Source organism: Micromonospora sp. I033 (genome assembly GCF_053890995.1).
The window spans coordinates 1-19816 of sequence record NZ_JBSSLX010000061.1; the positions used below are offsets into that span (position 1 = coordinate 1).

22 protein-coding genes are annotated in these 19816 nt (G+C 73.0%); 20 read left to right on the forward strand and 2 right to left on the reverse strand.

The window, feature by feature from the left end; genetic code table 11:
• A partial coding sequence (locus ACW0Q9_RS13115; protein ID WP_456181004.1) for a cellulose binding domain-containing protein occupies positions 1 to 274 on the forward strand: 274 nt, incomplete at its 5' end.
• 79 nt (positions 275 to 353) lie between these two features.
• Here ACW0Q9_RS13115 and ACW0Q9_RS13120 read toward each other — a convergent pair.
• Complete coding sequence (locus ACW0Q9_RS13120) at positions 354 to 1019, reverse strand: DUF4097 family beta strand repeat-containing protein (protein WP_456181006.1); 666 nt, start codon at positions 1017 to 1019, stop codon at positions 354 to 356.
• 238 nt (positions 1020 to 1257) lie between these two features.
• Here ACW0Q9_RS13120 and ACW0Q9_RS13125 point away from each other — a divergent pair, with 238 nt between their 5' ends.
• The 3 genes from ACW0Q9_RS13125 (at position 1258) to ACW0Q9_RS13135 (ending at position 3590) form a co-directional block, all read left to right on the forward strand.
• Positions 1258 to 2013, forward strand: a complete 756-nt coding sequence (locus ACW0Q9_RS13125) for a helix-turn-helix domain-containing protein (RefSeq protein WP_456181008.1) — start codon at positions 1258 to 1260, stop codon at positions 2011 to 2013.
• 203 nt (positions 2014 to 2216) lie between these two features.
• Positions 2217 to 2807, forward strand: coding sequence for a hypothetical protein (locus tag ACW0Q9_RS13130; protein ID WP_456181010.1), 591 nt, complete (start codon positions 2217 to 2219; stop codon positions 2805 to 2807).
• A gap of 369 nt (positions 2808 to 3176) precedes the next feature.
• Positions 3177 to 3590 (forward strand): VOC family protein, encoded by a 414-nt coding sequence (locus tag ACW0Q9_RS13135; RefSeq protein WP_456181012.1) that lies wholly within the window; start codon positions 3177 to 3179, stop codon positions 3588 to 3590.
• A gap of 74 nt (positions 3591 to 3664) precedes the next feature.
• Here the strand turns inward: ACW0Q9_RS13135 and ACW0Q9_RS13140 are convergent, their stop codons facing one another.
• Positions 3665 to 4225: a hypothetical protein gene (locus ACW0Q9_RS13140; RefSeq protein ID WP_456181014.1), complete on the reverse strand. Its 561-nt coding sequence runs from the start codon at positions 4223 to 4225 to the stop codon at positions 3665 to 3667.
• Between the two features lie 164 nt (positions 4226 to 4389).
• Here ACW0Q9_RS13140 and ACW0Q9_RS13145 point away from each other — a divergent pair, with 164 nt between their 5' ends.
• The 16 genes from ACW0Q9_RS13145 to ACW0Q9_RS13220 all read left to right on the forward strand — a co-directional run bounded on the left by ACW0Q9_RS13145 (position 4390) and on the right by ACW0Q9_RS13220 (position 19810).
• Positions 4390 to 5394: an ABC transporter permease subunit gene (locus tag ACW0Q9_RS13145; RefSeq protein WP_456181016.1), complete on the forward strand. Its 1005-nt coding sequence runs from the start codon at positions 4390 to 4392 to the stop codon at positions 5392 to 5394.
• A gap of 171 nt (positions 5395 to 5565) precedes the next feature.
• Positions 5566 to 6483, forward strand: a complete 918-nt coding sequence (locus ACW0Q9_RS13150) for an ABC transporter ATP-binding protein (protein ID WP_456181055.1) — start codon at positions 5566 to 5568, stop codon at positions 6481 to 6483.
• Complete coding sequence (locus ACW0Q9_RS13155; protein WP_456181018.1) at positions 6480 to 7499, forward strand: ABC transporter permease subunit; 1020 nt, start codon at positions 6480 to 6482, stop codon at positions 7497 to 7499. Before ACW0Q9_RS13150 ends, ACW0Q9_RS13155 begins: the two co-directional genes overlap by 4 nt.
• A gap of 104 nt (positions 7500 to 7603) precedes the next feature.
• Positions 7604 to 8653, forward strand: a complete 1050-nt coding sequence (locus tag ACW0Q9_RS13160; protein WP_456181020.1) for a methyltransferase — start codon at positions 7604 to 7606, stop codon at positions 8651 to 8653.
• A 25-nt stretch (positions 8654 to 8678) separates the two neighbouring features.
• A complete protein-coding gene (locus tag ACW0Q9_RS13165) occupies positions 8679 to 9557 on the forward strand; it encodes an FAD binding domain-containing protein (RefSeq protein WP_456181022.1) in 879 nt (292 codons plus the stop codon).
• A gap of 15 nt (positions 9558 to 9572) precedes the next feature.
• Entirely contained in the window at positions 9573 to 10067 is a 495-nt protein-coding gene (locus tag ACW0Q9_RS13170) for a (2Fe-2S)-binding protein (protein ID WP_456181024.1), read from the forward strand.
• Positions 10064 to 12424, forward strand: coding sequence for a xanthine dehydrogenase family protein molybdopterin-binding subunit (locus tag ACW0Q9_RS13175; RefSeq protein ID WP_456181026.1), 2361 nt, complete (start codon positions 10064 to 10066; stop codon positions 12422 to 12424). Before ACW0Q9_RS13170 ends, ACW0Q9_RS13175 begins: the two co-directional genes overlap by 4 nt.
• Before the next feature lie 26 nt (positions 12425 to 12450).
• Positions 12451 to 12822, forward strand: a complete 372-nt coding sequence (locus tag ACW0Q9_RS13180) for a VOC family protein (RefSeq protein ID WP_091316667.1) — start codon at positions 12451 to 12453, stop codon at positions 12820 to 12822.
• Positions 12823 to 12923: 101 nt separating this feature from the next.
• The gene (locus ACW0Q9_RS13185) at positions 12924 to 13946 is read left to right on the forward strand and encodes an ATP-binding cassette domain-containing protein (protein WP_456181029.1); all 1023 of its coding nucleotides are present in this window, start codon (positions 12924 to 12926) and stop codon (positions 13944 to 13946) included.
• Positions 13943 to 14752 carry an ABC transporter permease gene (locus tag ACW0Q9_RS13190; RefSeq protein WP_456181031.1) on the forward strand — a complete coding sequence of 270 codons (810 nt, stop codon included), beginning with the start codon at positions 13943 to 13945 and terminating at the stop codon, positions 14750 to 14752. The genes ACW0Q9_RS13185 and ACW0Q9_RS13190 overlap by 4 nt, the downstream gene beginning before the upstream one ends.
• A 141-nt stretch (positions 14753 to 14893) precedes the next feature.
• A complete protein-coding gene (locus ACW0Q9_RS13195) occupies positions 14894 to 15265 on the forward strand; it encodes a VOC family protein (RefSeq protein ID WP_091316676.1) in 372 nt (123 codons plus the stop codon).
• A 3-nt stretch (positions 15266 to 15268) separates the two neighbouring features.
• Positions 15269 to 15613, forward strand: a complete 345-nt coding sequence (locus tag ACW0Q9_RS13200) for an ArsR/SmtB family transcription factor (protein ID WP_456181033.1) — start codon at positions 15269 to 15271, stop codon at positions 15611 to 15613.
• Entirely contained in the window at positions 15610 to 16050 is a 441-nt protein-coding gene (locus ACW0Q9_RS13205) for an SRPBCC family protein (RefSeq protein ID WP_091316681.1), read from the forward strand. Before ACW0Q9_RS13200 ends, ACW0Q9_RS13205 begins: the two co-directional genes overlap by 4 nt.
• Before the next feature lie 135 nt (positions 16051 to 16185).
• Positions 16186 to 17388, forward strand: coding sequence for a cytochrome P450 (locus ACW0Q9_RS13210; protein ID WP_456181035.1), 1203 nt, complete (start codon positions 16186 to 16188; stop codon positions 17386 to 17388).
• Positions 17389 to 17430: 42 nt separating this feature from the next.
• A complete protein-coding gene (locus tag ACW0Q9_RS13215; protein WP_456181037.1) occupies positions 17431 to 18642 on the forward strand; it encodes a cytochrome P450 in 1212 nt (403 codons plus the stop codon).
• Positions 18643 to 18697: 55 nt separating this feature from the next.
• Complete coding sequence (locus tag ACW0Q9_RS13220) at positions 18698 to 19810, forward strand: class I SAM-dependent methyltransferase (protein ID WP_456181039.1); 1113 nt, start codon at positions 18698 to 18700, stop codon at positions 19808 to 19810.
• Positions 19811 to 19816: the final 6 nt, after the last annotated feature.

The following is a 19816-nucleotide window of genomic DNA, read 5'->3' on the forward strand; positions in this document are numbered from 1 at the left end:
GACGAACGAATGGCCCGGCGGCTTCGGCGCCGAGGTCACCGTCCGGGCCGGGAACACCGCCATCTCCGGGTGGACGGTGAGCTGGACCTGGCCCAACGGCCAGCGCATCACCAACTCCTGGAACGCGTCGATCACCTCGAGCGGATCGTCGGTCACCGCCGGGAACGCCGGTCACAACGGCGCCGTGGGCGCCAACGGCAGCACCACCTTCGGATTCAACGGCTCGTGGAGCGGCACCAACTCCGCACCTACCCTGAGCTGCACGGCCAGGTAACGACACCGCTGCGACGGGGGTGGCACATCCGGTGCCACCCCCGTTCGGCGTCGGCGCCCCTACGTGAGGACGCACCCTCTCAGAGGCTGCGGGCGGTGACGTCGCCCTGGGAGGTGGTGGCGCGGATGTCGAGGTCGGCGGTGCCGTCGTTCTTGAGGGCGTTGCTGATGCGGCCGTAGCCGGTGCCCGCGTCCAGGGCGGCCGAGACGCCGGCGGCCGCGGCCACCGAGATGTCGCCGGACTGGGTGCGGAGCACGACGGTGCCACGCACGGCCTCACTGATCCGGATGTCACCCCTGGCGGTGCTGATCTCCGCAGGGCCGTTGAGCCGGCCGACCTCGACGTCGCCGTCGATCGCGGTCAGGCGGACGCTCGCCGCCTCGTCGATCTTGATCTGGCGGTACGCGCCCTCGAAGGCGACGTCGCCGAGGCGGCCGACGCCGCGGAGTTCGCAGCTGGCGGCCGTGCCCTCGATGCGCGAGCCGGCGGGCAGCTGGACGGTGACCTCCAGGGATCCGGAGGGGCCGAAGAGCTGGTTCCGGGCCTCGGCGGCCTGGATCCGCAGGACGCCGTCGACGTAGGTGACGGTGGTCTGCTCGGCGGCCCGGACGTCGCGGCTCCTGCCCGGGTCGGCCGGCAGGACCTCGACGGTGGTGTCGGCGCGGTCGGCGGCGATGAACTGGATGCGTCCGGCGGGGATGGCCAGGACGGCGGAGATCGGGGCGGGGGTCTCGAACTTCTGCATCGTGCTCTCCCGTGCTCGCTGGCTGTTTCTGATATCGGAAACGCTACGTTGCTTTCCATGAACCGACAACAAGCTTGTTGCATCCATTCCACATGTTCACAGGCGAAAGCAGGGAAACTGTTGCAATGGTCGCGCTGATAATGCAACGCACCATGCCCAGATCATTGCAATGGATGAGGAGTGAACGCTATGGTGAGGAAGCGGGGACCATCACGAAGGATCACCAGAGGAGATCGCGATGCCGGGCGGCAGGCTCACCCAGCAGGAACGCCAGCAGATCGCGCTGGGGCTGGCCGACAGCCTCCCGTACGCCGAGATCGCCCGGCGCCTCGATCGTCCGACCTCGACGATCACGCGGGAGGTGATGCGCAACGGCGGCCCCACGGCCTACCGCGCCGACCTGGCCCACCGCGCCACCGAACGCCGCGCTCACCGGCGCAGGCCCGCCACCACCCGCAGGTCGGAGCCGGCCCCCCAGCCACACGGACGCGACGCCGAGGCCGTGGCCGACTACGAGGAGACGCTCACCACCGTCCTCATGGCCTCGGGCCTGCCCAGGATGACGGCCCGGGTGCTGACCTGCCTGTTCACCACCGACGCGGGCAGCCTCACCGCGTCCCAGCTCGCCCAGCGCCTCCAGGTCAGCCCGGCGTCCATCTCGAAGGCGATCGCCTTTCTGGAGAGCCAGAGCCTCGTCCGGCGAGAACGCGACGAACGCCGGCGCGACCGCTACGTCGTCGACGACGAACTCTTCTACCAGGCGACGATCGCCAGCGCCCGAGCCAACGACCAGCTCGTCGAAACCGCACGCCAGGGCGTCGCCGTCCTCGGCCCCCGCACGCCCGCCGCCGCCCGCCTGGAGAACATCGCCCGCTTCCTCGACTTCATCAGCGAGAGCATCACCCGTGCCGCCGAGCAGGCCCGTGAAGTCCTCCACACCAGACCCGGGACAACCCCGAACGACACCGACCAACCACAGCCGCGCAACCGATGACGGCGCCGGCGTAACGCTCACCGGATGGCTGCCTGATCCGGCGGCGGGCAGCGCCACCGGAGCCCCGGGCGTCGGCTGCGTCACCATTCCGACACGGAGCGGCATCTCGCCCACAGGCGAGCGGCGGCGACGATGGTGCCTGGAGGTCGTCCGTTCGGGTGGCCCATGGTGGCGCGGCGCCGCGCGGGAGCTGGAGGTGGTGGGTGCTGAGCGCGTTCCTGCAGGGCCTGGCCGCCAAGCTGGTCGAGGCGATCCTGAGCAAGCTCGTCGGGTGGCTCGCGCCGAAGGTGATCCTCTCGGTGCCGCACCGCGCCTCGCCCAACTGTCCGCGCTGTGGTGGCTACGGCGTGGCCCGGTGGGCGCCCCCCGGCGCCCGGGCGGCGTTTCTCCTCTCCCTGCTGGGATTCAGCTGGGGATTCGCGATGACCCTCCTCGGGATTCCACTGGTGGTGCTCTCCGTCGCGCTCGGGGTGACCTCAGCGGTGCGCGACGGCCTCGGCGGGACGCTGTCGGCCCTTGCGGCTCCGCTCGCCCTGGTGGTCCCGGGCGCCCTGATGCTCGGGGGCGCGTTCGGGTTGGCCTGGTACCACAGCTATCCGCCGAAGTGGTGCGCGCGCTGCCAGGGACGCTGGCCGCGGCGGCAACGCGACGAGTACCTGCGGACGGCCCGGGCGGTGATCTACCACTGCGGGTGTGGCCAGCGGCTCCGAGCCCCGGCGGTGGACACCGAGGTGCGGCTGCGCTGTCCGCGCTGTCGCCACGTGCATGCCCCGCCCGCCCGGCAGAAACCCTGAGCTGTCGTGGAGCCGCGCCGCATCACCGGGCGGCGGCGATCCGGCCGCCGATCCTGGCAGACACGCTGTCGACGTGCCGAGCGTGGGCAGCAGGGCGGTACGGGCAGGTCCGCGGGAACAGCGGCGTTGTCAGCGTTCCTATCCTCGCGGCCATGGGAGCTATCAAGCCATGGCACCTGTTCGTCCTCACGCTCTGCTGTCTCGTGCCGACCGTTGCGGCGATCGTCGGCGGCGTCTGGGTGGCCCGCCGGTCCGGTAAGCGTCGCTGACCTGCCGGAAACCGATCAGGAATCAAGAAGCACCGGACCCGGAGCCGTTCGTAGCGTGACCTGCGTGTGCATCATCCCGCCAGCACTCAGGAGACAACGCATGAAGGCGAACGTCAGCTCCATCCTCCTCGGCGTCCGGGACCTGACCCGGTCCAAGCAGTTCTACACGGAAGGGCTCGGCTGGAAGATCAAGGACGACTACGGCGTCTCGGTGTTCTTCGAATCGGACGGCGGCTCGCTCGTCGGCTTCTACGGCCGCGACGGCCTGGCCGACCAGGTGGGCACGAGCCCGGAAGGCAGCGGCTTCAGCGGCCTGGTCCTCACCTACGTCGTCCGTAGCGAGGCACGGGTCGACGAGATCATCGCGGAGGCCGAGAAGGCCGGGGCCCAGATCCTCAAGCCCGCCGGTGCCCTGCCGTGGGGCGGTTACGGCGGCTCCTTCGCGGACCCGGACGGCTACATCTGGAGCCTCGGCTACAGCGCCCAGGGAGCGGACCAGCCCTACGCCGAGTAGCCGGGGAAGCCACCGACGCGAACCAGGCCGAGGGCCGGCCTCCCGCTCGGGAGACCGGCCCTCGGATCGCAGGGTCAGAAGGTCCGGGTCGGGTCCCACTGCCGGTTGGCCTCCTCGGCCGCCCGGCGGCGCTCGGCGGCGGCGCGCTTGCCCGCGTCGACCCCGCGCATCGAGGCGCCGACCGCGACGGCGCCGAGCCAGGCCAGCGTGCCCATCACCGCGACGGCCCGGAAGCCGCCGGTGATCCAGCAGGCGAGGACGACGGCGAGGCCGCCGGCCGCGATGCCCCAGCCCCAGTGGGTGGGCAGGTGCCGCAGCGCCGAGCCGACCAGCACGGCCAGGGCCAGCGAGGCGATCGGGCTGGGCTCCTGCGGCAGGTCGGCGACCTGCGAGACGACGATCGCCACCGCGACCACGACCAGGCCGGCGAGCGCCGTCCAGGTCCGGTTGATCCGGCGAGCGAGCGCGAGCAGGGACACCATCGCGGCCACGGCGGTGTCGAAGACCGCGTAGCTGCCGCCCCAGCTGTCGCTGATCAGGTAGGCGGTGAAGGCCATGCCCAGCGGGGCCGCCAGGGCGAAGGCGATGTCGACGGCGATTCCAGCCCCGCGGGCCGACCGGTCCGAAGCGTCCATGCGACCCACGCTAGGTAGTCGCCGGAGCCACCGAACCGGTCAAAAGTACGGTCCGGGGCGCGGTGAACCGTGCTTTGGGCCGATGTTGGCCGGCGGCCACCTCTCCAGGATGTGGTCATGCCTGTTGATGAGTCGTGTCCGTCGCCGCGGGTCGAGGTGCCGCGATGATCTGGATGAGTTGGCGGCAGTTCCGCACCCAGGCCCTCGTCGGCTTCGTGGCGCTGGCGCCGCTGGCGGCGTACGTCCTGTTCACCGGTCTGGACATCCGGCAGGCGTACGACCGTTACCAGTCCCGGTGCACGGTCGCCGACCGGTGCCTGGACGCGATGAGCCAGTTCCAGGACGACTACCGCACCCGGCTGCTCTTCCTCGCCCTACTGCTGGCGATCATTCCGGCTGTGCCGGGCGTCTTCTGGGGTGCGCCGCTGATCGCCCGGGAGCTGGAGACGGGCACCCAGCGGCTGGTCTGGAACCAGAGCGTCACCCGGCGCCGCTGGCTGGCGGTCAAGCTGCTCTTCGTCGGCGTCGCCAGCATGGCGGTCGCGGCCCTGGCCAGCCTGCTGCTCACCTGGGCGGCGAGCCCGTACGACAAGGTGTCCGGGGAGCGGTTCGCGGCCCTGGCGTTCGGCGCCCGCAACCTGACGCCGATCGCGTACGCGGCGCTGGCCTTCGTGCTCGGCGCGGTCATCGGGCTGCTGCTGCGTAGAACGGTGCCGGCGATGGCGTTGACCATCCTCGCCTTCACGCTGCTCCAGTTCCTGATGCCGAACATGGTCCGGCCGCACCTGATGGCGCCGGTCACCGTGACGAGGGCGATGACCGCCGACGCGATCCGCGAGCTGCGCGGGGTGGGCACCGACGCCACCGTGAAGGGACTGAGCATCCCCGACGCCTGGGTCACCGGCACCAGCAAGCTGCTCACGGCGGGCGGCCAGCCGGTCGACGCCCGGACCGTCGACACCTGCCTGACCAAGCCGCCGCAGACCGCCGGGGGCGGCGCCGGCGACACCGCGGGCTGCCTCGGCGACCTCGACCTGCACGTCACCGTCGACTACCAGCCCAACAGCCGCTACTGGTCGTTCCAGTGGATCGAGTCGGCGTGCTACCTCGCGCTCGCGGGGCTGCTGGCGGGCTTCGGCCTGTGGCGGATCCAGCGGCACGTCAGCTGACCCACGCAGCAGGCGGCGGCGCCGGGGAACCCCTTCCCCCGGTGCCGCCGCGCGTCCGTTCCGGGCGTGCCGGGGCCGGGCTGGGAAACCGGTCAAAAGTACGGTAGCCAGAAGGCCCGACCCTACTTTGGACCGATGCTGCGGCAGACGCCGATCCGCAGGATCGACGCCATGCCACCGGAGAATTCCCATCCCGCACTCCAGGCCGAGGGTCTGACGAAGCAGTACGGCAAGCGGCTGGCGCTGGCCGACTGCAACCTCAACGTCCCCCGCGGACGGGTGGTCGGCCTGGTCGGGCCGAACGGCGCCGGCAAGTCCACGCTGTTGAACCTCGCCTGCGGCCTGATCACGCCGACGGCGGGGACCCTGCGGGTGCTCGGTTCGCCCCCGGCGGCGAACGCGGCGCACCTGGCCAAGGTCGGGTTCGTCGCGCAGGACACCCCGGTCTACGGCACGTTCACCGTGGCGGACCACCTGCGGATGGGCGCGAAGCTGAACCCGTCCTGGGACCAGGCCCTGGCCGACCGGCGGATCGCCCAGGTCGGGCTCAACCTCAAGCAGAAGGCGGGCCGGCTCTCCGGCGGCCAGCGCGCCCAGCTGGCGCTGACCATCGCCGCGGCGAAGCGCCCGGAGCTGCTCATCTTCGACGAGCCGGCCGCCGCGCTGGACCCGCTGGCCCGGGACGGGTTCATGCAGAACCTGATGGAGTTCGTCGCCGAGCTGGGCGCCAGCGCGATCCTGTCCTCGCACCTGCTCAGCGACGTGGAGCGGGTCTGCGACTACCTCATCGTGCTCTGCGCCTCCCGGATGCAGGTGGCCGGTGAGGTGAAGGACCTGCTGGCCCAGCACCACCGGCTGGTCGCCCCGCGCGGCGAGCTGGACCGGCTGCCGGCCGAGGTGGAGGTGATCCGGATGCAGCACGCCGACCAGCACAGCCGCGCGGTGGTGCGGGTGGTCGGCGCGCTGCCGCGTACGCCGTGGAGCGTCGAGCCCGTCTCGCTGGAGGAGATGGTGCTCAGCTACATGACCCGGGCCGCGGGCGTCTCCGCCGGCCCGACGGACGCCATGGCGGGGGAGGCCGGGCGGTGATCTGGACGACCTGGCGGCAGTTCCGCGGGCAGGCCCTCGTGGGCGTCATCGGCCTGGCCCTGATCGCCGCGTACCTCCTCTGTCTCGGGTTCGACATCCGGGAGTCCTACGACAACTACCGGGCGCAGTGCGCCGGCCTGGCCGAGTGCGGCCCGCAGCTGAGCCGGTTCAGCGCCGACTACGAGAACACCCTGCTCTACCTGGCCGCGCTGCTCGGGCTGATTCCGGGTCTGGTCGGCATGTTCTGGGGCGCGCCCCTGGTGGCCCGGGAGCTGGAGGCCGGCACCCAGCGGCTGGTCTGGAGCCAGAGCGTGACCCGGCGGCACTGGCTGGCGGTCAAGCTGACCCTGGTGGGGCTGGCCGGCATGGTGGTGGCCGGCGCGGCCAGCCTGCTGCTGACCTGGGCGGCCAGCCCGGTGGACCGGGTCGCCGACAACCGGTTCAGCACGATCCTGTTCGGCGCCCGGAACATCGCGCCGATCGCGTACGCGGCGTTCGCCTTCGTGCTCGGGACGCTGATCGGGCTGCTGGTGCGGCGGACCGTGCCCGCGATGGCGCTGACCATCCTGGCCTTCGTCGTCTTCCAGTTCCTGGTGCCCAACGTGATCCGGCCGCACTTCCTGCCGGCGGAGCACCTCACCATGCCGATGACCGTGCAGGCCATCAACCAGGCCCGCAGCCTGGGCAGCATCACCGGCGCCCCGGTGGTCAAGGGCCTGACCGTGCCGGACGCCTGGGTCACCGACGTCAGCGAGCTGCTCACGAAGACGGGCGAGCCGCTGGACGAGGGGATCTTCAACGAGTGCTTCACCAACGCCCCGGAGACGGGCACGGCCGAGGGCCCGTACGGGGACACCGCGGTGTGCCTGGCGAAGCACGACGTGCACGTGGCGATCGCCTACCAGCCGACCAGCCGGTACTGGTCGTTCCAGTGGCTGGAGTCGGCGTTCTACCTGGTGCTGGCCGGGCTGCTGGCCGGCTTCGGGTTCTGGCGGCTGCAGCGCCGCCCGAGCTGAGCTCCTGGCGCGACGCATTTTCCAGCAATCGAGAAGAAGATCCGGTACGTCCCGCCTGGATAGCTTGAGTGCGACGCAGCCGACGGGCAACGGGAGGCCGAGCCATGGAAAACCCACCGCAGCAGTTCGCGCCCCCCGTGTCGGTGACCGTGCTGGAGAAGCTGCTGGGCCGACTGACCTCGGTCTGCATCCAGGTGGCCACGGCCGGCCTCGACCTGCCGGACCGGCTGCGGAACGGCCCGAAGTCGATCGACGAGCTGGCGGCCGAGGTGGGCGGCGACCGGGACGTGCTGCTGCTCTTCATGCGGGCGCTGACCAGCGAGTCGATCTTCCAGGAGATCGAGCCGGGGGTGTTCGCGCACACCGAGGAGTCGCGCTGCCTGATCAGCGACGCGCCGAACTCGCTGCACGGCATCGCCGAGATGCTCGGGGCCGAGTGGGCCTGGAAGGTGTGGGAACCGGCCGAGGTGCTGCACACCATCCGGACGGGTCAGCCCGCCTTCGAGCACGTCTTCGGCCGGGACATCTGGGACTACATGACGGCCAACCGCGACCAGTACGCGGTGTTCAGCCGCGCCCAGACCATCTTCTCCGGCCCGAAGGACGACGCGATCGTCGACGCGTACGACTTCGAGGGCGTCAAGACCATCGTCGACCTCGGCGGCGGTGAGGGCACCTTCCTGGAGAAGATCCTGCTCAAGCACCCGAGGGTCGAGGGTGTCCTGTTCGACCTGCCGCCCGTGGTGGAGCGGGCCCGGGCGCGGGTGGCCGGCAGGGCCGTCGCCGACCGCTACACCTGCGTCGGCGGCAGCTTCTTCGACCGGGTGCCGCCGGGCGCTGACGCGTACGTGCTCAAGCAGGTGCTGCACGACTGGAGCGACGACGAGTCGGTGGAGATCCTGCGCAAGGTCCGCGAGGTGCTGCCGCCGTCGGGCCGGATCCTGGTCGCCGCGCACCTGGTGCCCGCGCCGCCGCGCCGCCCGCTGAAGTACCTGATGGCCGGCATGTGGGTGCGGCTCAACACCCCGGGCGGCTACGAGCGGACCGAGCAGGAGTTCCGGGACGTGTTCGACCGGGCCGGCCTGGAGCTGGTCCGGATCCTGCCGACCGCCTCCACGCACAGCATCCTGGAGACCCGCCGCGCCGAGGACTGACCGGCCGAGCCGAGGGAGGTGGCGCGTGAAGGCCGCGCCCTTCGACCACCACGCCCCGACCAGCCTCGCCGAGGTGCACGACCTCCTCGCCCGCCACGGCCCGGACGCCACGCTGATCGCCGGTGGGCAGAGCCTGGTGCCGCTCATGGCGCTGCGGCTGGCCCGGCCGCGGGTGCTGGTCGACCTCAACGAGGTGGCCGGGCTGGCCGGGATCCGGGACGAGCCGGGCGCGGTGACCGTCGGTGCGCTCACCCGGCAGCGGGCCGTCGAGCGGTCCCCGGTGGTCGCGGCCCGGCTGCCGCTGCTCGCCGAGGCGGTCGGCCGGATCGGCCACCCGCAGGTGCGCAACCGGGGCACCGTCGGCGGCAGCCTGGCGCTCGGCCACCCCGCCGCCGAACTGCCCGCCGTCGCGCTCGCCCTGGACGCCACCCTGGTCCTCGCCGGCATCGGCGGCGTCGAGCGCGAGGTCGCGGCCGCGGACTTCCACCCCGCGACGGGCGGCACCGCGTTGCGGGCGGGCGAGGTGCTGAGCCGGGTCCGGTTCCCGGTGCCGCCGGCCGGCGCCGGCCACGGCTTCCACGAGCTGGGCCGCCGTGCGCGGGACTTCGCGCTGGCCGGCGCTGCCGTGGTGCTCGGCCGGGGCGGCGACGGCGAATGCGCGTACGCCCGGGTGGCGGTGCTGGGCGGCGGCCCGGCGCCGCGCCGCCTGCCCGGCGTGGAGCGGGCGTTGCGCGGCGGGCCGCTCGACACCGGGGCGATCGCCGAGGCCGCCGCCGGGGCCGCCGGTGAGGTCGAGCCGGTCGGCGACGTCCAGGCCGACGCCGGGTACCGCCGCGAGGTCCTGGTGACGCTGGTCCGGCGGGCGCTGTCCGACGCGGCGCGCCGGGCTCGACCGACACACTGACCTGGGGAGCGACGCATGGAGTCCGTCGAGCTGGTGGTGAACGGGGTACGCCGGGAGGGCCGGGTCGAGCCGCGCCGGACCCTTGCCGACTTCATCCGCGAGGATCTCGGGCTGACCGGTACGCACGTCGGCTGCGAGCAGGGCGCCTGCGGGGCCTGCACGGTGCTGCTCGACGGCGAGCCCGTCTACGCCTGCCTGCTCTTCGCGGTGCAGGCCCGGGGCCACGAGATCACCACGGTCGAGGGGCTGGCCGACCCGGGCGAGCTGGACCCCGTGCAGGACGCCTTCCGCCGGTGCCACGCGCTGCAGTGCGGCTTCTGCACGCCGGGCATGCTGCTGGCCGCGCACGGCCTGCTCGCCGACGACCCCGACCCGGACGAGGCCACCATCCGCACCGCGCTGGCCGGCAACATCTGCCGCTGCACCGGCTACCAGAGCATCGTGGCCGCGGTCCGGCTCGCCGCGGCGGAGCGGCATCGGCCGGCCGCGCCGGACGGAGCCGCGCGATGACCGGCGGGATCGAGGAGGGTCGGGTCGGCACCCCGGCCCCGCGGCTCGAGGACCCACGCCTGCTCACCGGCCGGGGCCGGTACGTGGCCGACCTGACCGCCCCGCACCTGGCCCACGCGGCGTTCCTCCGCAGCACCGTGCCGCACGCCCGGATCACCGTGGACGCCTCGGCCGCCCGCACGGCTCCCGGGGTGGTCGCCGTGTTCACGGCGGCGGACCTCGCCGGGACGCTCGGCCCGGTCAGCTTCGACGCCTCGATCCCGGGCATGACCCAGCTCGTGCACACCGCGCTCGCCGACGACCGGGTCCGGCTGGTCGGCGACCCGGTGGCCATGGTGGTGGCGGAGAGCCGCTACCTGGCCGAGGACGCGCTGGAGCTGATCGAGGTCCGGTACGACGAGCTGCCCCCGGTGCCGGACGTGGCGACCGCCCTCGACCCGGCCGCCCCGGCCCTGTACGACGTGGCGCCGGGCAACGTGCCCTACCACGACTCCGCGCGCTACGGCGACGTGGACGGCGCCTTCCGCAACGCGGACCGGGTGATCGGCCGGACCCTGCGGCAGCACCGGTACATGGCCGCCCCGCTGGAGACCCGTGGTGGGCTGGCCGCGTACGAGCCGGCCGGCGGCGAGCTCACGTACCAGGCCAGCGCGCACGCGCCGCACCTGATGCGGATGGTGCTCGCGGCGCACCTGCGGCTGCCGCCGCACCGGGTGCGGGTGGTGGTGCCCGACATGGGCGGCTCGTTCGGCTCGAAGTGGGGGATCACCCGGGAGGACCTGCTGGTCTGCGCGGCGGCGGTGCGGACCGGCCGGCCGGTGCGGTGGATCGAGGACCGCCGGGAGAACCTGCTGGTCGGCGGGCACGCCCGGGACGAGTCGCTGCACCTGGAGGCGGCGGTCCGGGCCGACGGCACGCTGCTCGGGCTCCGGGCGAGGCTGGTCATGGACATCGGGGCGTACTCGGTCATCCCGATGAACCCGGCGTTCTTCACCCTGGCGCTGCGGCTGCTGATTCCCGGGCCCTACCGGGTCCCGGCGTACGACTTCGAGGTCAGCACGGTCTGCACGAACAAGGGCCCGTACGTGGCGTACCGGGGGCCGTGGGCGGTGGAGACCTGGGCCCGGGAGGTGCTGCTCGACATCGTCGCCGGTGAGCTGGGGCTGGCCCCGGAGGAGATCCGGCGGCGGAACCTGGTCACCCCGGCCGAGCAGCCGTTCCGGACGGCGGCCGGCTGGCGGCTGGACGGGACGCGGGCGCCGGCCACCCTGGAGCGGGCGCTGGAGCTGGCCGACCTGCCCCGGTTCCGGGCCGAGCAGCGGCGCGCCCGGGAGCGGGGCGAGGTGCTCGGCTTCGGGCTGGCCACCTTCATCGAGCCCTCCCCGGGCGGGCCCGAGTTCCTCGCCATGTCCGGCGGCGGCAAGGAGACCGCCCGGGTCCGGGTCGAGCCGACCGGCGAGGTCTCCCTCTTCACCTCGCAGATCCCGCACGGGCAGGGGCACGAGACCACGCTCGCCCAGGTGGTGGCGGCCGAGTTCGGGCTGCCGTACACCGCGGTGCGGGTGGTGCACGGGGACACCGACGCCACCCCGTTCAGCATGGTGGGCACCGGCGGGAGCCGGGCCGCCACCTTCGGCGGCGGCGCGGCCAGGCGAGCCGCGCGGGCGGTGCGCGACCAGGTGCTCCGCCTGGCCAGCGGGATGCTCGGCGCACCGCCGGAGGAGCTGGCGCTGGCCGGCGGCCGGGTCTACGTGCGGGAGCGGCCGGCGACCGGGCTGAGCATGGTGCAGCTCGCCGGCATGGTCTCCCTGGCCCCGGCCTACCTGCCCCCGGACACGCCGACCGAGCTGGCGGCCACCGCCACCCACGACGGGGCGGACGGCGGGTTCGCCCAGGCCACCCACTGCTGCTGGGTACGGGTGGACCCGGGCACCGGGCAGGTGGAGATCACCCGCTACCTGGTGGTCGAGGACTGCGGCTCGATGATCAATCCGGCGGTGGTGGAGGGGCAGATCCGCGGCGGCACCGCGCAGGGGCTGGGCGGGGTGCTCCACGAGCGGCTGCACTACGACGAGACCGCCCGGCCGCTCAGCGGCACGCTCCGCGACTACCTGCTGCCCACCGCGGCGGACGTGCCGCCCATCGAGATCGTGCATCTCGGCCCGGAGCCCGGGTCCGGCCCGCCGGACCACCGGGGGGTCGGCGAGGGGGGTGCCATCTGCGCGCCGCCGGCCATCACCAACGCGCTCTCCGACGCGTTGGGCATCGAGATCACCCAGCAGGCGGTGACGCCGTCGTTCGTGCTCACGGCGCTGCGCAAGGCCGGCGCGACACCCGCGGACCCGCTTGACAGGTAGGAAGTTCCCTACCTATCGTCGTCGGCATGAGCATCAAGGGAATCAAGTTGATCACCGTGCCCGTGTCCGACCAGGACGCCGCCAAGCAGTTCTACGTCGAGCAGCTCGGCTTCGAGGTGTCGCAGGACTCCCAGATGGGGCCCATGCGCTGGCTCGAGGTGGCGCCCAAGGGATCGCCGGTCAGCTTCGCGCTGCTGCCGAGCGTCCTGGGTGTGCCGGTGGGCGGCCTCAAGGGCGTCCAGCTCTTCACCGACGACCTCGACGGCGACTGCGAGAGCCTGCGCGCCGCCGGCGTCAAGGTGGACGGGCCCAACGCCCGCCCGTGGGGTCGTGACGCGAACTTCTCCGACCCGGACGGCAACGGCTTCGTCCTCATGTCGGCGCACGCCGACCAGTAGGTCGACGCGCTCCGGCTCGGCCGCCCCGACCTCTCCCCCCGGGGTCGGGGCCCGAGCCGGCACGGCCCGACGGACTCCCGGTCCTCAGTTGAGAGAGTGTCATGGCATTGATGATCGAGGCCGTGGGCCTCAGCAAGTCCTTCGGGAAGGTCGTCGCCCTCAACGGGCTCGACGTGCGCCTGGAGTCCGGCCAGGTCGCCGCGATCCTCGGCCCCAACGGGGCCGGTAAGACCACCTTCCTGCGCATGATCTCCACGCTCGCCCGGCCGGACGGCGGCACGCTGCGAGTCTGCGGCATCGACGTCACCGCCGAGCCGGCCCGGGTCCGCCAGCTCATCGGCCTCGCCGGGCAGCACGCCACGGTCGAGCCCGCGCTGACCGGGCGGGAGAACCTCCAGATGATCGCCCGGCTGTTCGGCCAGGACCGGCGCACCGCCCGGGCCAGCGCCGAGGAGACGCTGGAGCGGCTGCGTCTCGGCGAGGCCGGCGACCGGCTGGTCCGCACCTACTCCGGCGGCATGCGGCGCCGCCTCGACCTGGGCGCCAGCCTGGTCGGCCGGCCGCAGGTGCTGCTGCTCGACGAGCCCACCACCGGGCTCGACCCGCAGAGCCGGATCGAGCTGTGGGACACCATCCGGGCGCTCACCACCGAGGGCACCGACGTGCTGCTCACCACGCAGTACCTGGAGGAGGCGGACCGGCTCGCCAACACCATCCTGATCATCGACCACGGGCAGGTGATCGCCTCCGGCACGGCGAAGGAGCTGAAGAGCCGGGCCGGCCGCGACATCGTGGAGATCCACGTCCGCGACCGGGAGGATCTCGACCCGGCCGTGCGGGCGCTGACCCGGATCGGCGCCGAGACACCGGTGGTCGACCACGGCTCGCTGATGGCCTCGGTGGCGGTCGACTCCGGCCCGGAGCGGCTCCGCGAGGCGCTGCAGGAGGTCAGCGAGCTGGGCGTGCACGTCGAGGACGTGGCCCTGCGCCGGCCCACGCTCGACGAGGTGTTCCTGTCGCTGACCGGGTCGACGCCGGCGGGCGAGCCCCGCGGCGCCGCGCCGCGGTCGCCCGAGTCCCCCGCGGGCATCGAGCCCGAGACCGTGTCGAGGAGTGCCCGATGACCGCCGTGGCCGCGCCGCACCCGGCCAACAACGCCCGCCTGCTGCCCAGCGTCGGCGTGCTCACCGGGCGCGCCCTGCGCATCTACCGGCGCACGCCGCAGCTGCTGATCCTGCGGATCGTGCAGTCGGTGGCGTTCCTGCTGATCTTCCGCTACGTGTTCGGCGGCGCGATCGGCAGCGGCACGATGCGCTACGTCGACTTCATGGCGCCCGGGCTGCTCACGGTGGGCATCATGTTCGCCACCATCGGCACCGCGCTCGGGGTGGCCGAGGACCACGTGGGGGGCCTCTTCGACCGGCTGCGGTCGCTGCCCATGCCGCGCAGCGCCGTGCTCACCGGCCGGGTCCTCGCCGACCTGGCCCTCACCGTCGCCGTGCTGATCCCGACCATCGCGATCGCCTTCGCGGTGGGGATGCGGGTGCACACCGACTGGGGCTCGGCCCTCGGTGCGCTGGGCATCCTGGTGCTCTTCGGGTTCGCCTTCGTGTGGATCTTCGTGGCGGTCGGGCTGCTGGCCGGCAGCGTCCAGGCGGCACAGGGCATCTCGTTCATCGTGATGCCGGTCAGCTTCGCCTCCAGCGCCTTCGTGCCGACCTCCAGCATGCCGGGCTGGCTCCAGGCGTTCACGGAGCACCAGCCGGTGACGGTGGTGGTCAACGCGGTCCGCACCCTGACCCAGGGCGCGCCCGCCGAGGCGCTGCTCGGCCACAGCACCGGCTACTTCGTCACCCGGGCGCTGATCTGGATCATCGCCCTGACCGTGGTCTTCGCCGGCCTGGCCATCGCCCGCTACCGGAGCCGCTGACCGGCGGCCCCGCGCGATGGTCCGTGCCGTGCCGCCCGTCCCGGGGTGGCACGGCACGGACCGCCGTCGTGTTTCTCACCCGCTGCCATAGTCTCGCCACTCGGTTGACAGGTAGGAAATCTCCTACCTATCGTCCTGTCCATGACCATCACCCAGATCAGGCTCATCACGGTCTCCGTGTCGGACCAGGACCGGGCGAAGGCGTTCTACGCCGACGTGCTGGGGTTGACGGTCGTGCAGGACCTGACCATGGGGCCGATGCGCTGGTTGCAGGTGGGTCCGGAAAAGGGCGCCACTGGTATCGTTCTGGTGCCGGGTCGCACCGGTTTCGGGCCAGGTGACCTCCAGGGAGTCCAGTTGGAGACCAACGACCTCGACGCCGACTGCGCGCGCCTGCGCGCCGCGGGCGTGGCGGTCGACGGCCCGCACGACCGGCCGTGGGGCCGCGACGCCACCTTCGTCGACCCCGACGGCAACGGCTTCGTCCTCGTCACCCGCGAATCGGGCGGTTGAGCCGTGTCCACCGCCACGGGAGTGGACGTCTTCGCGGCGCTGGCCAGCCCGGTCCGGCGCGACCTCATCCGGCTGCTGCGCGACGGCGGCCCGCAGTCGGTGCAGGATCTGGCCGCCTCGTTCGACATGCGCCGGCCCAGCGTCTCCGAGCACCTCAAGGTGCTCCGCGACGCCGGCCTGGTGACCGAGCGCCGCAGCGGCCGCAAGCGGCTCTACCGGCTGGAGCCGGAGCCGCTGATGGACCTGCGCGACTGGCTCACCCCCTACGAGCGCTTCTGGCGTGAGCGGATGAGCGACTTCGCCGCGCTGGTCGCCGAGGAGTCCGCGACCGAGGGGAAGTCGGTGTGACCGAACCCGACAAGATCGAAGTCGACCAGTTCCTGCCGTACCCGCCGGCGCAGGTGTGGCGGATCCTGGTCGATCCCGATCTGATGGCCCGCTGGCTGATGCCCAACGACTTCAAGCCGGTGGTCGGTCACCAGTTCACCTTCCAGGCCAAACCGATGCCGGCGCTGCACTTCGCCGGCACCATCCACTGCGAGGTCCTCGCCGTCGAGCCGGAACGGCTGCTCCAGATCACCTGGGCGGACCGCAGCGGCAGCGGGCTGGACTCGGTCGTCACGTGGCGGCTGGAGCCCGAGGGCCGGGGCACCCGGATGCTGATGGAGCACAGCGGCTTCGACCTCGACAGCCCGTTCCAGGCGGTCGCCCACCGCACCATGGGCAGCGGTTGGCGCTCCTCCGTGGTGCGCTCCATGCTCACCGTGCTGGAGCAGGAGTCCTGACCCGCCGGCGGGCCCTGCCCGCCGGAGCAAGGTGGAGGAAGCCTCCCGCCGTCGCCGCCGCATAGCGTGGCCGTACGCCGCTGATCTCGAAGGCGGTGTCCCCGCCCGCATCGCGCCGGAACGGCAGGTGGCCTCGTGAGCAGTGACGATTCGGCCCCCGCGTACCCGTTCACCCGGGACGTCGGCCTCACCATCGACCAGCGCTACCGGCAGCTCCTGCACGAGCGGCCGGTCTCCCGGGTGACCCTCCCGTACGGCGGCGAGGCCTGGCTGGTGCTGGACCACGCGGCGAACCGGACGGTGCTGGCCGACCGCCGGTTCAGCCGGGCTCGGATCCTCGGTGCCGACCTGCCCCGGATGTTCCCCCAGCCGATGACGCAGGTGTCCCTGCTCAGCATGGACCCGCCCGACCACACCCGGATCCGCCGGCTGGTGGCGAAGCCGTTCTCCCAGCGGCGGGTCGAGGAGCTGCGGCCAGAGATCGGCCGGCACGTCGACCTGCTGCTGGACGATGTCGAGCGGGCCGGCTCCCCGGCGGACCTGATGTCCCTGGTGGGCGCGCGGCTGCCGCTCCGGGTGATCTGCCTGATCCTCGGGGTGCCGGAGGAGGACCGGGCGCAGTTCGACGCCTGGTCCGAGACCGCCATGTCGATCTTCACCCGGACCCGGGCGGAGACCGCCGAGGCGCTCGGCCATCTCTCCCGCTACATCGCCGGGCTGGTCGCCGAGCGCCGGGTACGCCCCACCGACGACCTGCTCAGCGAGCTGGTGGCGGCGCGCGACGGCACCGACCGGCTCAGCGAGGACGAGCTGGTCTTCCTCGGGGTGACCCTGCTGGTGGTCGGGCACGAGACCGCGGAGAAGCAGGTCGGCAACCTGGTCTACACGCTGCTGACCCATCCCGACGAGCTGGCCGAGCTGCGCAAGCGCCCGGAGGTGGTGCCCGCCGCCGTGGAAGAGCTGCTCCGCTACATCCCGGTGCAGACCGCGCACGGCGTCTTCCCCCGCGTGGCCACCGAGGACGTGCAGCTCGGCGACGTGCTGATCCGGGCCGGGGAAACGGTCTTCCCGTTCTCCTCGGTCGCCAACCACGACCCCCGGGCCTTCGACCACCCCGAGGAGCTGGACTTCGACCGGGAGTCGAACCTGCACCTCGCCTTCGGCCACGGCATCCACGCCTGTCTGGGCTCGCAGCTCGCCCGGATCGAACTCCAGGAGCTGGTGGGGCGGCTGCTCGACCGGTTCCCCGAGCTGGCACTCGCCGTACCGGAGGCGGAGCTGGCCTGGAGCACGGAGGGATTCGTCCGGGGTCTGCGGGCGTTGCCGGTCACCTGGTGATCCGGCGGGGCCAGAAACCGATCCGACCATGGAGGCCGCAGCATGAGCACCCAGTCCGACGCCACCGGCACGCGCCACGCCACCTTCCCGTTCCACCAGGACGATCCGTGCCTGCCGCCGCCGCAGTACGCCCGGCTCCGGGCCGAGGAACCGGTGACCCAGGTCGTCCTGCCCACCGGTGACCGGGCCTGGCTGGTCACCCGGCACGCCGACGTGCTCACCGTGCTCGGCGACGAGCGGTTCAGCCGCCGCGCGCTGACCGGCCCGGACGCGCCGAAGCTCGCCCCCATCCCGCCGCTGCCGTCGCTGTTCTACCTCGACCCGCCGGACCACACCCGGGTCCGCCGGCTCGCCGCCCGGGCCTTCGACCCGGCCCGGCTGGCACGGCTGCGGCCCCGGGTCGACCGGGTCGTCGCCGCCCACCTGGACCGGCTGGCGGCGGCCGACCAGCCGGCCGACCTGCTCGCCACGGTGGCCCGGCCGCTGCCGCTGGCCGTGGTCGCCACCGTGCTCGGCGTGCCGGACGACGAGTACGGGCCCTTCGCCGGGTGGATCCGTACCGCGTTCAGTTTCGGGGCCGTCCCGCCGGACGAGCAGATGGCGGCGATGGGCGGGCTCCAGCGCTACCTGGCCACGCTGATCGGCAGCCGGCGCAGGGAACCGGCCGAGGACGCCCTCAGTGACCTGGTGGCCCCGACCGGCGACGACCAGCTCGCCGACCACGAACTTGTCGCGCTGGTCTTCGACCTGATCGGCGCGGGCGACCAGCCGGTCACCGCGGAGATCGTGCACCTGGTGCTCAACCTGCTGCGCGACCCGGCCCGGCTGCCGGCGCTGCACGCGGAACCGGAGCTGGTGCCGACCGCCGTCGAGGAGCTGCTCAGGCACTCCCAGTCCGCCGGCGGCGGCCTCGGCTCGGTGCGGATCGCCGTGGCGGACGTGGAGCTGTCCGGCGTGACCATCCCGGCCGGCGACCCGGTGATCCCCTCGTTCAACGCCGCCAACTTCGACGAGGCCGTCTTCCCCGACGCGGACCGGATCGACCTGGCGCGGCGGCGCAACCCGCACCTGACCTTCGCCCAGGGCATCCACCACTGCCTCGGCGCCCCGGTCGGCCGGATGGAGTTGACCGCGCTGCTCGCCGGCCTGGCCCGGGACTTCCCGAGCCTGCGGCTGGCGGTGCCCGAGGACCAGCTCCGGTGGCTGCCGGTGCCCGCGTTCCGGACCCCGGGCGAGATCCCCGTGCACTGGTGACCCCGCCCGCACCGACCGACCGGCCACGAGCCCCGTCCCCTCCGAGGTGATCACAATGAACCAGTCCACCCTGACCTCCGAAGCCCAGCAGCCGGCCGGTCCGCCGGGGCAGTTGGACATGTCCGCGCTCATGGCCTTCATGCAGCGCTTCGTCGCCGACGTGTCGGCAGCCGGCGTGGTCGTCATGTGCGCCCTCGGCAGCCGGCTCGGCCTCTTCGCCGACCTGGCCCGCTCCGGGCCGGCCACCGCCGGGGAACTCGCCCGCCGCACCGGCAACCACGAGCGGTACGTCCGCGAGTGGGCGCTCGCCCTGGCGAGCGCCGGCTACCTCACCCGGGACGCCGAGGGCCGGTACGCCCTGCCGCCCGGCCCGGCCGCCGCCCTCGGCGACGAGAACGGGCCGTTCTACATGGGCGACATGGCGCGGCTGATGCCCGCCCTGTCGGCCGTGCTCGACGGCGTGATCGAGGGCTTCCGCACCGGCTCCGGGCTGCACCCGGAGGAGTACCCGGCGGAGCTGTTCGAGACCGTCTGGCACAAGGACGCCAACCGGCTCGGCAAGGTGCTCGTCCCGCAGTGGGTGGTCGCCGTGGACGGGCTCACCGAGCAGCTCAGCGTCGGTGGGCGGGTGGCGCAGGTGCACTGCGGCGACGGCCGGGCGCTGATCCTGCTCGCCCAGGCGTTCCCGAAGCTGGAACTCGTCGGGTACGACCCGGTCGAGATCAACGTCCGCCGGGCCCGCGCCGAGGCGGCGGCGGCCGGCGTGGCGGACCGGATCCGGTTCAGCACCGCCGACCCGGCCGAGGACCTCGGCGACGGGCTGGCGCTAGTGCTCGCGATCGACGTGCTGCACGAGGCGCCGGACCCGGCCGCGCTGCTGCGCCGGATCCGCGGCTCCCTCCAGTCGCACGGCGTGTTCCTGCTGCTGGCCACCAACGGCGAGGACGTGCCGTTGGCCGACGCCGGGCCGGTGAGCAGCATGCTCTACGCGATCAGCACCCTCCAGCACGTGCCGCAGGGCCTGGCCACCGGCGCCGCCGACCCGGCCGGGCTGATGGGGCTGCCGCCCGCGCTGCTGCACCGGCTGTGCGAGGAGGCCGGCTTCACCAGCGTCGAGAAGCTGTTGGAGCCCAGCCCGTTCAACACCCTCTACGAGCTCCGGGCCTGACCCGGC